Annotated in this window: 12 protein-coding genes and 2 pseudogenes; 2 read left to right on the top strand and 12 right to left on the bottom strand. The window is 61.0% G+C overall.

The annotated features are described in order from the left end of the window. Window positions 1-353: 353 nt before the first annotated feature. Both LB547_RS21950 and LB547_RS21945 read right to left on the bottom strand, forming a co-directional pair. Window positions 354-1,127 (bottom strand): hypothetical protein, encoded by a 774-nt coding sequence (locus LB547_RS21950; RefSeq protein WP_140499601.1) that lies wholly within the window; start codon window positions 1,125-1,127, stop codon window positions 354-356. A gap of 424 nt (window positions 1,128-1,551) precedes the next feature. Further along, a complete protein-coding gene (locus LB547_RS21945) occupies window positions 1,552-2,400 on the bottom strand; it encodes a S8 family peptidase (protein ID WP_224656360.1) in 849 nt (282 codons plus the stop codon). Between the two features lie 404 nt (window positions 2,401-2,804). Between LB547_RS21945 and LB547_RS32665 the strand changes: the two are divergent. After that, window positions 2,805-2,966 (top strand): annotated as a pseudogene (locus tag LB547_RS32665) (helix-turn-helix domain-containing protein); the annotation flags it as partial. 29 nt (window positions 2,967-2,995) lie between these two features. Here the strand turns inward: LB547_RS32665 and LB547_RS32380 are convergent. From LB547_RS32380 to LB547_RS21930, 3 genes are read right to left on the bottom strand one after another with little or no spacing between them, the layout of a single operon-like run. Beyond that, window positions 2,996-3,682, bottom strand: coding sequence for an AAA family ATPase (locus LB547_RS32380; protein ID WP_246674846.1), 687 nt, complete (start codon window positions 3,680-3,682; stop codon window positions 2,996-2,998). Then, a complete protein-coding gene (locus LB547_RS32515; protein ID WP_246674848.1) occupies window positions 3,583-3,876 on the bottom strand; it encodes an AAA family ATPase in 294 nt (97 codons plus the stop codon). Before LB547_RS32515 ends, LB547_RS32380 begins: the two co-directional genes overlap by 100 nt. Beyond that, the gene (locus tag LB547_RS21930) at window positions 3,873-5,132 is read right to left on the bottom strand and encodes a metallophosphoesterase family protein (RefSeq protein ID WP_140762143.1); all 1,260 of its coding nucleotides are present in this window, start codon (window positions 5,130-5,132) and stop codon (window positions 3,873-3,875) included. The genes LB547_RS32515 and LB547_RS21930 overlap by 4 nt, the downstream gene beginning before the upstream one ends. Window positions 5,133-5,539: 407 nt before the next feature. Here LB547_RS21930 and LB547_RS21925 point away from each other — a divergent pair, with 407 nt between their 5' ends. Then, the gene (locus LB547_RS21925) at window positions 5,540-6,463 is read left to right on the top strand and encodes a nucleotidyltransferase and HEPN domain-containing protein (RefSeq protein WP_140523464.1); all 924 of its coding nucleotides are present in this window, start codon (window positions 5,540-5,542) and stop codon (window positions 6,461-6,463) included. 57 nt (window positions 6,464-6,520) lie between these two features. Here LB547_RS21925 and LB547_RS21920 read toward each other — a convergent pair whose 3' ends face one another. The 7 genes and pseudogenes from LB547_RS21920 to LB547_RS21890 form a co-directional block, all read right to left on the bottom strand. Then, entirely contained in the window at window positions 6,521-7,156 is a 636-nt protein-coding gene (locus LB547_RS21920) for an AAA family ATPase (RefSeq protein WP_140523207.1), read from the bottom strand. 29 nt (window positions 7,157-7,185) lie between these two features. Then, window positions 7,186-7,403: pseudogene (locus tag LB547_RS21915) on the bottom strand (3-keto-5-aminohexanoate cleavage protein); the annotation flags it as partial. Continuing rightward, window positions 7,400-8,344 carry a 3-hydroxyacyl-CoA dehydrogenase gene (locus tag LB547_RS21910; protein ID WP_140523204.1) on the bottom strand — a complete coding sequence of 315 codons (945 nt, stop codon included), beginning with the start codon at window positions 8,342-8,344 and terminating at the stop codon, window positions 7,400-7,402. The pseudogene LB547_RS21915 and the gene LB547_RS21910, both read right to left, overlap by 4 nt. A 13-nt stretch (window positions 8,345-8,357) precedes the next feature. Further along, window positions 8,358-9,164: an SDR family oxidoreductase gene (locus LB547_RS21905; RefSeq protein ID WP_140523201.1), complete on the bottom strand. Its 807-nt coding sequence runs from the start codon at window positions 9,162-9,164 to the stop codon at window positions 8,358-8,360. Window positions 9,165-9,617: 453 nt separating this feature from the next. After that, window positions 9,618-11,027, bottom strand: a complete 1,410-nt coding sequence (locus LB547_RS21900; RefSeq protein ID WP_140499610.1) for an amidohydrolase — start codon at window positions 11,025-11,027, stop codon at window positions 9,618-9,620. An 18-nt stretch (window positions 11,028-11,045) separates the two neighbouring features. Next, the gene (locus LB547_RS21895; RefSeq protein ID WP_140523199.1) at window positions 11,046-12,482 is read right to left on the bottom strand and encodes an aldehyde dehydrogenase; all 1,437 of its coding nucleotides are present in this window, start codon (window positions 12,480-12,482) and stop codon (window positions 11,046-11,048) included. 34 nt (window positions 12,483-12,516) lie between these two features. Next, window positions 12,517-14,100: a GMC family oxidoreductase gene (locus tag LB547_RS21890; protein ID WP_140499615.1), complete on the bottom strand. Its 1,584-nt coding sequence runs from the start codon at window positions 14,098-14,100 to the stop codon at window positions 12,517-12,519. Between the last annotated feature and the right edge of the window lie 12 nt (window positions 14,101-14,112).

Below are 14,112 nucleotides of genomic sequence, written 5' to 3'. Positions count from 1 at the left end.
TTAACCAAGGAGCGCCCGCATGAACGGGCGATCCGGATCTTGCGAACGAACCTTCTGAATTGCGCTTAGCAGAAGCCAGACGCATAACATGCGGTCAAACATGCCGGTATATCGCCAGCAGTAAGTATTGAACAAGCAGTAGTACATGCAAGGCATGACCAAAACCCAAAGAGCACACCACCTCCCCCAATCATGCCTCCGCCGCCGCCGCGCAATTGAGCCATCACTCCTTCTCCAATATTGTTGTAGGGTTGGTTTATTGCAGATTGGTAGTGACCTCTCGTCTTGCATAGCGATGTTTCTGCAGTAAATCCAGGCATATTCATTTTGTATCTCCTTACACTTAGCTAGATTTAACGGTCATAGTACGGCGACATCTTCGCGACGAGGAACGGAAATTCTTCGGTTACGTCGCAGCGCGTAGAGAACTTCTCTGTAAAATCGCTGTTGCGGTTGGTATAAGAGAAGATCACGTCAACGATGTTGCGGGTGGCGCTCAAGGGCGAGGGGCGCACTTCCACCCCGGTCAACGAAAAGTCCCGCCCAAATTCCTCAGCGGCCTTGCCATAGATAGCGGGATAGCGCATGGCCAGGTAGTTCAAGGCGCGGTGCTCGTCGGTCGCGCCGGCATTGTCCGTCAGCTGCATGATCCTGCCGAACAGTTCCTCGGCCGCCGGTCCGAACTGCTGGGCAGTGGTTTTCTCCGGCTTCGGGATGGCTTTGATAAGGGCGTCGCGGTCGAAGGAGTAGATTTGATCGAATGCGACGATGGGTACCATCAGGCCATTACACATTTGCGGCGGCGCGATGGGACCGCGCATACCGATGACAACATCGATGTCATTAGGGCTAGGGGCGGGACGAGTGGCTTCCACCAGCAGATCAATGTCCGCCGGATCGCGTGGCTGCAGTAGGTAAGTTTCCAGCCCCTGGATGGTCAGGACCCAGCATAGTTGGCGCACTAGGTAGCGGTGCTCGCGCTTGGATAGCACGGCGTAGAAGGTCTGTTGATCGGTCTTCCCGGCGGTCTCCGTGCGTCCTGTCGCCTGGGCAAATTCCTTTTCCGCGGCGAGGTTCGGGAAACGCGCTTCGACCCGACCAATGGCGTAAACATAAGAGAGGGACATGGAGTTCGCGCCTCCTGCGCAGGTTGGGCAGGGCGTCTCCCTCGAGAGTGGAGAGGTCGACGACGATCGGAGGTTTTCCTCCCCAGCGGGACCGTAGGCGGCCGTGAACACAGCGGCATCGCATCTTGCCTCATCATGACCTGTCGACCGTTCTGTCGATTCTTGTTCCATAGTAATCCTCATTCATCACATCACAGATCAATGGATCTGGGTTAATGGGCACGGCCGGTGAAGACAAACCGGCGGTTTAGCGCGGCCGCCCGGCGTTCACAGCCTCCGCAGGATTGTATCCCCAGATAGGAGGTAGCTCGTCCAACCGCATCGCCTAACCCGATTTCCTCGTCGGTGATAAATCCAGGCAGGCGTACCCGGTAAGGCGGATGTTCGCTCTGGTTTGGCGAGTCGTTGCCTTCATTTGCCTTTGTCACGCTGTTCGCCTCCTCCCATTTGTCACCAATAGTACTTGGTAGGCCGCCGCGGCATCCAGTAAAGGTGGAACGACGGAAGCACGTCGCGAGGTGGAGGCTTGGGTCAGGGCGAGCTTGATTTGTACCGCGGTCGCAGAAGGAAATTCCGACCATAGAAGTGCAATCGCACCGGTCACAAAGGGCACCGCAACACTTGTTCCACCGAGCGCAAGCGACTGGCCCTCGCTGCCGAGACTGGTAATGCTGTCGCCGGGCGCGCGAAAACCCCGCCTGCCGATGGAACTACCCAGGTTCGATTCGTCGATCGGCCTACCTCGAAAATCACAGGCCACCACCGGGATGACCCACGGGTGGCGGGTGATGGCGGAACTTCCAAGCGTGCCTTGGTTGCCCGCAGCTGCAACGATTATGACGCCGCGGCTGACGGCGAGATTGAGCGCCTCTTCCAACGCCTGCTCGTCTTTAACCGAAGGTTGCGCAAGGGCGAGGCTTAAATTGATTACTCGCGCGCCTGAGCCAATGCATTCGACAATCGCCGTGGCAAGCTCCCGGGGTGTTGCACTGGGCATATGTTCGCGCCCGGCGGTCGTCTCGGTGAAAATAGGGCGTATGAGTAGGGTACAATCGGGGCAAATGGCGGGCGCAGCGGAACTCCGCCGGGCCGATAAGATGCCGGCCACAAACGTTCCATGTAGGCACGCCGCGCTGTTAGCTTGGGTGCATGTGCCACCGCTGCTTCCGAGGATCTCGTGGAGGTGTTCGCCTGTCAGATCGGGATGTTGGGTAACGACAGGTCCATCGATGAGCCCGATCTTCACTTCCGGGCTACCGCTGCCGCGTTCCATCAACGCGGTGAGGCTGACTAAGGCTAAAGAAGCAGAGGGCGCCATCTGCGTTGGACGATCGTCGCGATCGACCTCCCAGCATCTTTTTTATCCTACACGCCGCAAGGAATAACGCAACCCCATCCGGTTGCAATGTCGTAAGCAGATGAGTTGTCCGGATTAGGTAGCACGTGAGTTGTCCGGTTTTATCGCCAGCGGATGGAGGCTGGGGATGAAGCGGACGGCATGGCTACAGGACCGGAGAATGCAAAAGTTTCGGGACGTATTGAGCCGCTGGAATGGCGGCGATCTTTCGATGATGGAGGCAGGGGAGTTGCTTGGCATGTCGGAGCGGCAATTCCGACGCTACCGCGACCGTTAGGAAGAGGCTGGGGAAGCTGGGTTGCTGGATCGGCGGCCGGAGAATGCAAAAGTTTCGGGACGTTTTGAGCCGTTGGAATGGCGGCGATCTTTCGATGACGGAGGCCGGCGAGTTGCTTGGCATGTCGGAGCGGCAATTCCGACGCTACCGCGATCGGTACGAAAAGGCTGGGGAAGCTGGCTTGCTCGATCGGCGTCTGGGCAAGAATTCGACTCGTCGGGTCATGATGCTGCATCAGGACGGCAGACGCGTTCTCAGGCTGGCGTCGATCTCGATCATGTCGGCGACGCTGCCCGTCCAGGTCCGTGACGGTGAAGCGATCTCTGGCAACTCGGCCAGCTGGGCTTGCTTGCGTCGGATATCGGCAAGGATCGGGATCGCGCGAAGATAATTCGCGATCGTATCGAGCCTGGCCGACAGCACCGACCGCTCGGCGATGCTGCGGTCGTAGTTTTCTGTCGCGTCCAGGCGCTCTGTCTCAAGGGTTTCGAAGGTCGACGCCAAGGTGTCGATCGCCTCCCTCCTCGACTTCAGTTCCGCAAGCCGCTTCTTGAACAGAGCAAGCTCGGTTCCGTGTGCCTGCTTGCGATAGAGCCTGTCCGCCTCGGCCTCGAGCAGGCTCAATGTATCGCTTGCATGCCCGAGGCCGGCGCTGGCCGTGAACAGCAGCTTGCCGAGGTCACCGCGCGATTCCAGGATTGATTTTCCACCTGCTTCCAGCGTTTCGTCGTCCAACGAGAACATGGTCTCGTAGGCGTCGCGCGACAGGCCGGCGAGATGGGATGATATCGCCATTTCGCTGACTGGTTGGCCAGTCGCGTTCAGCAACGAGTTGGTGCGCTGTTTGGTGCGTGTGAAAATCTGCTCCGCGCCGCCAAGTTCGAGCACCCCGCCGATGCGCATTGCGCTGTACTCGTGCACGAAATTGTAGCGGCTGCGCTCCTCGATGCCGAACAGCAGATCTCGAGATAGCCGGAAAGCACCGTCGACTTGCCGGCCTCATTCAGGCCGAAGACGACATGCAGGTCGGGACCGGATTCCGGTTTCGGCCCGAAGTCGATCGTCCTGTCGGTGAACTTGCCATAACGGATGAGATCAAGTCGCCGCAGCCTCATTGTGACCCACCGGCCTTGAGGCGGGCGGTAACAAGGTCGGCGCCGCTGGCAACCACCCTCTCCAGGAACAACTCCTGCTCAGTCTCGTCCTTGCCGGCGAAATCGCGCCCGTCAGGCGGAAAATCCGCGATCATCTTTTGGACCAACGCCCTCGCCTCGGCACGGAAGGCTTCCGAGCCGGCATCGGCGCGCATGGACTCTGCGAGCTCGAAAATCGGATCGGCGACGCCCTCGGATGTTTCGGCTGCGGGTGGCGAGACGTTAAGTTCGAGCTTCTCCACCCAGGTTTCGCCTACCTGGTCCGCGACCTGCTCAGCTTCCGCGAGCAGCAGATCCCGGTCGCGGATCAGTGCCCACGATAGAGGTGACGCCCCGGTCAGGCCGAGGCGAACCACAGCATGACGGGATCTAACGGAGGCGCGCACATCTTCGAGCGCGGATCGGACACGCTCGACGATCTCGGACCATTCCACCGTTTCGGTCACGTCGACGTTCACCCGCTCGAATTGCGCGATACTGGTGAGCCTTTCCTCGATCTCGATGGTGCGGTCGTCTTGTATCGTCACCAGGGTGACGGATTTCTCGCCGGCCTCGTTGATGTCCCTGCCCTGTGGAATTCCTGGCATCACCACGGTGCTTGCCCCGGGATGGACTTGGCGGACATGGATGTGCCCAAGCGCCCAGTAGTCGAAACCGTGGCCGTGCAGGTCAGCGACATTGCAGGGGGCATAGACGTCGTGGCCCGGCGATCCGGCCAGGCTGGTATGCATGATACCGACATTGACCGCGCCCTCGCGCGGCGCTGAGTACTTCGGGAGTAGACTGTCCGGCGCCTTGGGGCTGGCAAAGCTCAAGCCGTGGAACATGACGTCAAGCCCGCCGGCTGTCTGCAGCACGGTCTGGGGACGGCCGCCGAAGATCGTGACCGTGTCAGGGAACACCAGCTGTTTCGATATCCGCGACAGGGCGTCATGATTGCCACGGATCTTGAAAACCCTGATGCCGGCCTGATGAAGCCGTGTCATCTGTGACGCCAGGAAGCGGGCCGTTTTCATCGAAGTCTGATCGCCATCATAGAGATCGCCGCCAATGACCAGGGCATCGACACGTTCCGTGAGGCAGAGGTCAGCGATCGAGACAAACGCCTGACGGCTGGCGTCTCCGACGAGTTCGGCAAGGTCGGGGTTTCGCATCGCCAGCGAACGCAGCGGCGAGTCGAGGTGGATGTCGGCGGTGTCGACGACTCGAAATGGCATTGGAAATCTCCGGTTTGAACATACCGGTGTTCGACCGCGGCTCGACAGGGAAAATCTTAAGAAAATCCGGCGGCCGATACCGCCGCCCCCCTTCCGCATGAGTTCGCCGACATCTTCCGAGCTAGAAGTCTGTTCGCTTATTCGAGGACCGAGCGCGACGCTGCGGGACAGACCCTCCACAGATAAAAGCGCTGGGAAATGGTGGGGCAATGTATTGACGATACCCCCAACATTGCAGTGATACGTGATGAGCTTAAATCCCTCTGCAATGTTTAGGATGCTGACTTAACAACTCTTCCATTTGATGTCGCACGGTGTGCGTTGCTCAATTCGGCCGAACGAGGCAGTGTGTGGATTCGGGGCCTCGTCTCGGCTATGCACACACGATGGACGACAGATCCTTGTTTATGAAATCCAGCATCGACCACCTCCCGCCACCAAAGCAGCGCGAGCTGAGAAAGACGGTTGAGCTGCTCCTCGAGGAGTTTGAGGATGCCCTCAAGGGAGGGATGACCGACTTCAAAAAGCGCGGGCGCATTCTCAAGATCATACTTTTCGGGTCCTATGCACGTGGTGGCTGGGTCGACGAGCCGCATACCAGGAAGGGCTACCGTTCGGATTTCGACCTGCTTGTGGTGGTGAACAATCGCAAACTGACCGATTTTGCCGGCTATTGGCAGACGGCAGCAGACCGGTTGATGCGCGAAATCAGCACGCCAGTCAGCTTCATTGTACATTCCCGCCGGGAGGTGAACACTGCCCTCAGGGAGGGTCAGTACTTCTTTGTCGACATCCGTCGCGAGGGAATTGTCCTCTACGAGCTCGACGAAGAATCGCTGGCGCATCCGGCACCTACGAAGCCGGCCGATGCATTCCAATTAGCAGCCGAACACCTCGAAGACAGGCTGCCGCACGCCCGAGTATTTGCAAAGACAGCTGGATTTCTTCTCAGCGAATCCAATTTCAAGGAAGCGGCCTTTCTCCTTCACCAATCAATCGAGCAGGCCTACGCGGTGTTGTTGTTGGTTCTAACAAATTACAGCCCTGCCTCTCACAACGTCAAATTCCTTCGCAGCCTCGCTGAAGATCAAGCACAGGAACTTGCCGAAGTTTGGCCCCGCGACCAGCAGCGTTTCGTAGCTTGGTTCAACGTCATCAACGAGGCTTATGTGAAAGCGCGCTATTCGAGGCACTTCGAGATCACTCGCGAAGCGCTCCAGTGGCTTGCCAAGCGGGTCTCCGAGTTGATCGATCGTATCGAAATGATCTGCCGATCACGGCTTGAAAAATTGAGGAGCGAGGCAAATACGGCTGATCAGCAAGCGGGCTAACTTCGCGATTGCACCAATTCCGGTGTGATGTTCGGAATTATCTGTCGTCGTCCGAATTTAAGTGGGGCTGCCCACGTCGTGTGCGAAGTCGTTTCGGCACTCGTATAGAACCTTGAGCACATCGCTGCCGCACGACATGCCGCGAAGCGTGGTCTCTATCCGGGGAAGACGAATGCTGCCGAAGCCGCTGGTACCCGCAGCGCAATTCTGGAGGAGATGGCACAGCGCGCGAAGGGAGGTGTTTTGCCCGTAGGTGGCGATTGCCACGTAGGCGTCGGCTCCTTCAACGTTGTGTTCGGCGTCAATCCTCAAGCAGTCCTCCCGCGTCGGCTGCCCGATCTCGAAACGCATGCCGATACGGCTTTCGATCTGATCCATAGCATGGGTATCACGCCTCGTGCCCGCTAACCGATGAGTGTTGCCGGCGAGCAGTAAAGCGAAGCCGCATCGCTCCTGAAGATGCAGCAGCTCCCGCAAAACAGTGGGTGTGAAGTTCTGATATTCGTCCACCAGCAACGGGCGCGTCGGGCCGTATCGGGCGCCCAAAAAATTCATGCAATCCTTCGCAAGATCGTATGTGTGCTTGCTGTCCCTTTGGACGCCGTAGGCGTCGTGCAGCATCAGGAACATCGGCCTGATAGCCTTGGTATGCTGCGCAACCTCACAATAGGCAGCTCCGCTTTGGGCGGCTATCCAGTTGAGCGCTACAGTCTTTCCGAGTCCTCGGGTGTCTGGTCGGGCTTGCCGGTTTCCGGGTCTCGCGCGTGCAAATGCAGGATCGCGGCACCGGCCTCGGCCGCGGCGATCGCCTCCGACGCGATCTGGTCCGGTGTGATCGGCAGGTAGGGCGACATGGTCGGGGTGTGGATCGCCCCGGTCACCGCACAGGTGATGATGACCTGGTCGCCGTCGCGCCGGGCTTGCGGCTGGTTTCTTTCATTGTCCGAACTCCTGATCCGATTTTTTCTTGTGTGCCGCCAGCGCCATCAGCCGGCGATCCCGCCAGACCTGCCGGTCACCCAGTTTTTTCCTTGGCAGGCGCTTGCTGCGCTCGGCCTCGACGGTTGCCATGACCTCGCCCGCCCAGTCGACCCGGCGCAGCATCTGCGGGAAGATGTTGGAGTAGATGCCCTGGTAGCGATCGACATAATCGCGCACGCCGCCGGGCGCATTGAGGTCGATGGTCTCGAACGGCCCCATGAATGACCAGCGCAAAGCCAACCCGTCGCGGATGCCGATGTCGACATCCTCGACGCTGGCATAGCCGTCGACGAGCCGGAAGGCTTCCTCAAGCAAGGCGCCCTGCAACCGGTTCATGATGAAACCGTCGAGCTCGCGCTTCATCACCAGCGGCGCATGACCGGCATCGATAAGGAAGGCGCGGGTTCTTTCCAGCGTCTCAGCGGACGTCCATGGCGCTGGCACCACCTCGGCCGCCGGAATGAGGTAGGGCGGATTGATCGGATGCACGACCAGGCAGCGGTGCCGCCCCTGCAGATGGTCGGTGAACTTCGACGGCAACAGCGCCGAGGTGGAACTGGCGATCACCGTTTGCGGGCCGGCCAGACTGTCGATCAGGGAGAACACTTCCCGCTTCACATCGAGGTTTTCAGGCGTGTTCTCCTGGACATGGATTGCTCCAGCCAGCGCCTCCTCCAGTTCGACCGCGATGGCGATGCGGCCAAGCACGGTGTCGACGGACTGCCCACGCAGCAGGTCGTTCGAAGAAAGATCGCCAAGCACGCCTTCTATGTAGTCGCGCGCGCCGCCCGTCGCGGCGGGCGACTGGTCCCACATCCGCACGTCATGGCCGGCGCGAGCGAAGCTGATCGCCCAGGCCCGCCCAATGAAACCGCTGCCGACAATCGCAACCTTTGCCATGGATCGGCCCTCCTCAGAGCGTTTCGACGTTGCCGTCGACGCCGAGCGACTGCCCGGAAATGTTGATGCCGGCGTCCGACAGCAGGAAGGCGACCATCGACGCGACATCATAAGGGCTGGTCATGCGACGCAGCGAAATGTTTTGGAGATAACGATCGGTCATCTCCTCGTGGCTGATACCGACCTGCTTGGCGCGCGCCGAGATAACACCTTCGATGCGGGGTCCCTCGATGATGCCGGGCAGGATGGCGTTGACCCTGATGCCGTGCAGCCCAAGCTCCTTGGCGAGGCTTTGCGTGAAACCGATGACACCGCACTTGGCCGCCGAATAGGGCGTGCGGAACGCATAGCCGTGGCGGCCAGCCGCCGACGACATCGACACGATCGAGCCCCCGCCCGCCGCCTTGATCAGCGGCACGGCGCGCCGGGCGCACAGGAACTGGCCGGTCAGGCAGATGTCGATGCAGCGCCGCCAGTCGTCCGGATCGATCTCGTCGACACCGCCTGTCGGCCCGGCAATGCCGGCATTGTTGATCAGCGCATCGAGCCCGCCGAGTTCTTTCTCGACCGCCTCGAACAGCCGGTCGACGTTATCGTCGCGCGAGACGTCGGCCTTCACTGCCGCGATCAGGTCGATCTTGTCGGGCGCAGCGGCGAGCGCTTCGTCGGAAACGTCGCAGACAACGACGCGGGCGCCGAGCCGCGACAGCGTGTCGGCTATGGCAAAACCGATGCCCCCCGCACCCGCTGTCACCAGAACGCGCTGGCCTTTCAGCCCAGCCAGAAATTCGTTTGCGGAGTATGGCGCGCTCGAACTCATGATCGTCCCTCTGACAAGCTCGGCCGGAAATGATACACCCGGCGAAAAGTGACGACCGTCAGCACTTGGGCGGACGAGTTGCTTGAGCGTAAACCGGAACGGCAGGTCACAGTCGCTCTCGCCAACAAGGTAGGACGGATCGATAGCGCGTGAGGAAAGCTACCGCGCGCCGCACCCTTGAGGATGACCGACAGTCGCACGAAAAGACGTCCCCTTTCGGCAGGAGAGAACGACATCAGTGATGGAGATCCGGGCAACCCGAGGATCGGGAGAAGTGATTCAAAGCCCATCGCAGTGCAACAGCTTGATGAGGGCCGATCAACCGTCACTATCACGGGATCGTTCACACATCTTCCAGGAGAAATCCCATCTTCGGGCAAAGTATGTCGCTTCGCTCCAGCGGTTCCTTTGATTAGGACGACAAAGATGAGCACGATGCCCGGCATCATACATCTAGCCGTCCAACGGGGGCGCGAGGTGGGGCGGCAGGATCTGTACTGCGGGATCGCGCGCCAACCTTGCTGCATGTTCCTCCTTAGCTGAAGCTAGCAGATCGGGGTGGCTAAAGAGGTCCGCCGCCGTCGCCGCCAGCGCTTTGGCAACATGGATCATGCCCTTGTGTGCATGTGGCGATTTGCCCTGCGCCGTTACTTGCCATGTGTGCAAAGGCGTGCCGATGGCATAGGTCGCGCCATATGCCTGCACGGTCGGTACGGCCCAGCTCACATCGCCGACATCAGTCGATCCAAGCATCTGCTTGCCACCGGAAGCGGCGCCGACGATACCGTCGCTGAGAGCGCTGTCACTCTCCTGAAGCCGGAACATCGCATAGGCTGATTGGATGTGCTCCCTTGTCAGCGTGGCCTGGATCTGCCCCGCGAACGCTTGGTCAGCCGCATCGAATTCCGGCGGCCCCAGCATCTCGAAATTCTGCGCCATCGCTCCCTCCATAACGCGATTGCCAAGCAGGCTGTTCATCGCACAGACAAAGCGCGACTCCACTTGTGTCTCGCTCATCAGCGCTGCACCCTCCGCGATGCGCTTGACCCGCTCGACTAGCATCAACACCTCGGAGGCTCGCGGCGACCGAACCATGTAGCGCACAATTGCGGCCGCCTGCACGATGTTCGGCGCCGGACCGCCCGCATTGAGATAGGCGTAATGAACCCGGCAATCGGAGGGGATGTGTTCGCGCAGATAGTTGACGCCGACGCTCATCAGCTCAACGGCGTCGAGCGCGCTGCGGCCGAGATGCGGCGAGCCCGCAGCATGGGCGGACCGTCCAGTGTAAGAAAAATCAAGGATCGCGTAAGCGAGCGAGGCCGGCTCCATTACGCCCGCGAACGAGAAGGGGTGCCAGGAAAGCGCCGCGTCGACGTCAGCGAAAACCCCGTCGCGAACCATAAACGCCTTGCCCGATCCGCCCTCCTCGGCCGGGCAGCCATAATAGCGTACACGCCCGGGCAGGCTGTTCGCGGCCAGCCAATCCTTCGTCGCCGTAGCGGCGAGCAGTGCGCCGGCCCCGAGCAGATTGTGTCCGCAGCCATGTCCCGGTCCATTGCCGGAAAGACGCCGGTGTTCCGCTACGCCGGCTTCCTGGCTTAACTCCGGCAATGCATCGAACTCGCCGAGGAAGGCGATGACCGGGCCGCCTTCGCCTGCCTCGCCCATGATGGCCGTCGGCATGCCGGCAAGGCCGGTAGCAACTCGGAAGCCCTGATCGTTAAGCGCCTTCAGATGCTCGGCCGACGACCGATGTTCCTGATAGTTCAGTTCGGGCGTTTCCCAAACCCTGTCGCTCAGTTCGATGAAGCGCCCGGCCTGACCGTCGACATGCATCCATATTCCATGGCCGTTGCTCATTATCGCTCCGGAACTCCCTCAGACTGCGACAGTCTTGTGCTCGATGTAGTGATTGATGGCTTCCGGGCCGAACTCGCGTCCCACGCCGCTTCGCTTGAAGCCGCCAAAGGGGGAGAGCAGGTCCGAGGCCGCGTTGTTGATCGTCAGCCCGCCGCTGCGGATGCGGCGGGCGATCGCCAGACCCTGGTCAGTATCGTTCGTCCAAACCGAACCGGAGAGACCGTACTCCGACTCGTTGGCGAGCCGCACTGCCTCATCCACCCCGTCATAGGGGATGACGCAGACGACTGGGCCGAAGATCTCCTCCTGGGCGATGCGTGAGTTGTTGTCGACATTGGCAAAAACCGTCGGCTTCACGAAGGCGCCGTGATTGATGCCTTCCGGCATTCCAAGGCCGCCCGTCGCAAGTTCCGCGCCGCTTTCCAGCCCAGACTGGATGTAGTCACTGACCCGCTGGCGCTGGCGCTCGGCAGCAACCGGACCGAGGAAAGTTTGCGGGTCGGCCGGATTCCCGATCTTCATACCCGTAACATTGTCCACCAGCGCCGAGGTGAAGGCATCGTGGCGCCGGCGCGATATGAGTATCCGAGTCTGCGCAACGCAGACCTGGCCGTTGTTCGGAAACGAGCGGTAACGCAGCGCCTCGACCGTTTCGCCGATATCCGCGTCGTCTAAGACGAGCGCCGCGGACTTGCCACCCAGTTCTAGGCTGACTCGCTTCAGCTGCGCACCGGCGAGGCTGGCGATGCGGCTTCCGGCGGCGGTCGACCCGGTAAAGCCGATCTTGTCCACTCCCGGATGCGTGACGAGATACTCGCTCACTTCCCGGTGCGCTACCAGGATGCTCAGCACGCCGTCCGGCAGTCCGGCTTCGCTGAAAAGTTCGCCCAGATATTGGCCGTCAATCGCCGTCTCCGGCGCCAATTTCAGAATCACCGTGCATCCGGCAAGCAGAGCCGGAAAGAGTTTCGCTAGCGCGACCTGATGCGGTGCATTCCAGGGGATGATGGCGGCAACCACGCCGACTGGTTCGCGGATCCAGATGGACGTCCCTTTCGGGAAGCCCTCGCGCTTCACTTCCCAGGGATAGTGTTCGGCCGCGGTCAGATAAGCCTGGCCCTGATCACGGATCAGGGCCTGGATCGCCGCGGCGAACCACGCGGGAGCGCCCATTTCTGCCGTGACCAGTCGGGCAAATTCCGTGGACCGCGCCTCGTAGAGGTCGGTGAATTTACGGATGACCGCGATGCGCTCGGCTACCGGCATGCGCGGCCACGGCCCTTCGTCGAACGCTTTGCGCGCCACGTCGACGGCAAGGTCGATGTCCGCCTGTGCGGCGAGCGGAGCCGTGCCGACCAGGCTGCCGTCGTAGGGCGAACGAACTTCGATGGACTCCGGGCCGAGCGGGTCGACGCGCCTGCCGCCGATGAAATTGTGCTTGAAATTCCTGGTCATTGCCCGTCTGGCTCCTGTTCCGGCTTGCCTGGGATCAGGGATGGATGAGATCCGCCGCCCGCTCGCCGATCATGATTGCAGTCGCGTTGGTGTTGCCCGCGATGTGGCGCGGAAAGATCGAGGCATCCGCCACCCACAGCCTCTCGGTGCCGCGCACGCGCAGTTCCGGCGTCACCACCGCCTTATCGTCGATCCCCATCCGGCAGGTCCCGACCGGGTGAAGGAAGGGGACCGTTGCCTTGCGCACATACTGCTCCTCCGCATCGCGGCCGGCCCCCTCGGGCGGCACGTCGATCAGCTCGCGCACGTGGTTTCCGAATGGCGGCGTCGAAGCAAGGCGGCGAATCCAGGCCAGTCCGCGTAGAACGCAGTCCAGGTCGTCTGGGTGGTCGAGGAGCCGCGGATAAATCGCGAGCGGCGTGCGCGGATCGCTGCTGCGTAGTTCCAGACGGCCAGTACTCTTGGGGTAATTCACGTTCGCCAGAATGGTGACGAGATTGCGCGTGGGGACGCGCAGGCGTCCGCTTTCGCTGAAATAGCCGAACGGGAAGAGGTGGAACTGGAGGTCGGGCACCTCCTGCTCGGGTGTGGATTTGAGGAAGGCGAGCACCTGCGCGGTCGGCACGCTCAGCACGCCACTGCGCGACAGCGCCCACTGCCCGGCGGCGCGCAGCCGGCCCAGGGCCGACGCATAGGCATTGCCCGTCTTGACGTCCATTTCGGCGCGGACATAGAGGCCCGGATGCTCCATCAGGTTGCGCCCGACGTCGGGGCTGGCGACGCGCACTTCGATGCCATGGCGACTCAGTTCGGCCGGATCGCCGATGCCCGAAAGCATTAGGAGCTGTGGCGAGTTGATGGAGCCTGCAGACAGGACCACACCGCGGCGTGCTGTTGCCCGGATTGTCTTGTCCCCGCGCATGATGTCCACGCCCGAGGCCCGCTTACCCTCCATGACGATACGCTCCACCAGCGCGTCGTCCATGAAGGTCAACTTATTGTCCTTGAGACGTGGGAGGACGAAGGCGTCGAACGCCGAATGACGCAAGCCCCCTGTCGTGGACCCTTGATTCCAGGCGACCCCTTCATGCGAGCTCCCGTTCAGGTCCGGGTTGCGGGGCACGCCGGCATTGACGAAGCTGTCAATGAATTTCTGCGATAGTGGGTGTTTCCAGCGCAGCGATGAAACCCGGAGCGGACCCATCCCGCCGCGGTGAGAATTGTCCCTGTCGTCGTCCGCCGTCTCCATCTTGCGGAAATAGGGAAGCACGGAGGCCCAGCCCCATCCCTTGTTTCCCAGCGCCTCCCAAGCGTCGTAGTCGCCGGCCGCGCCACGAATGAAGATCATCCCGTTGATGGCCGACGAACCACCCGGAACCCGCCCGCGCGGCCAGGCTTCCTGCAGTCCGTTACGGCTCGGATCAGGCTCGGTGACGTAGTTCCAGTCGTACCGGTTGTTACCGATCGTATACATGAGCGCGGCCGGTACGCGCGTCAGGTGGAGCTTCTCGCGCTTGCCCGCTTCGAGGAGAAGGACGCTCGCACCCTTTTCGACAAGCCTGGCGGTGAGCGGTGAACCCGCACTGCCCGAACCTACGACGATATAGTCGAATTCCATGATACGCTTGCC

The organism is Mesorhizobium sp. B264B1B, from assembly GCF_020165765.1.
In the GTDB taxonomy this organism is placed as follows: domain Bacteria; phylum Pseudomonadota; class Alphaproteobacteria; order Rhizobiales; family Rhizobiaceae; genus Mesorhizobium.
This window is presented reverse-complemented; position numbering and strand designations above follow the sequence as displayed.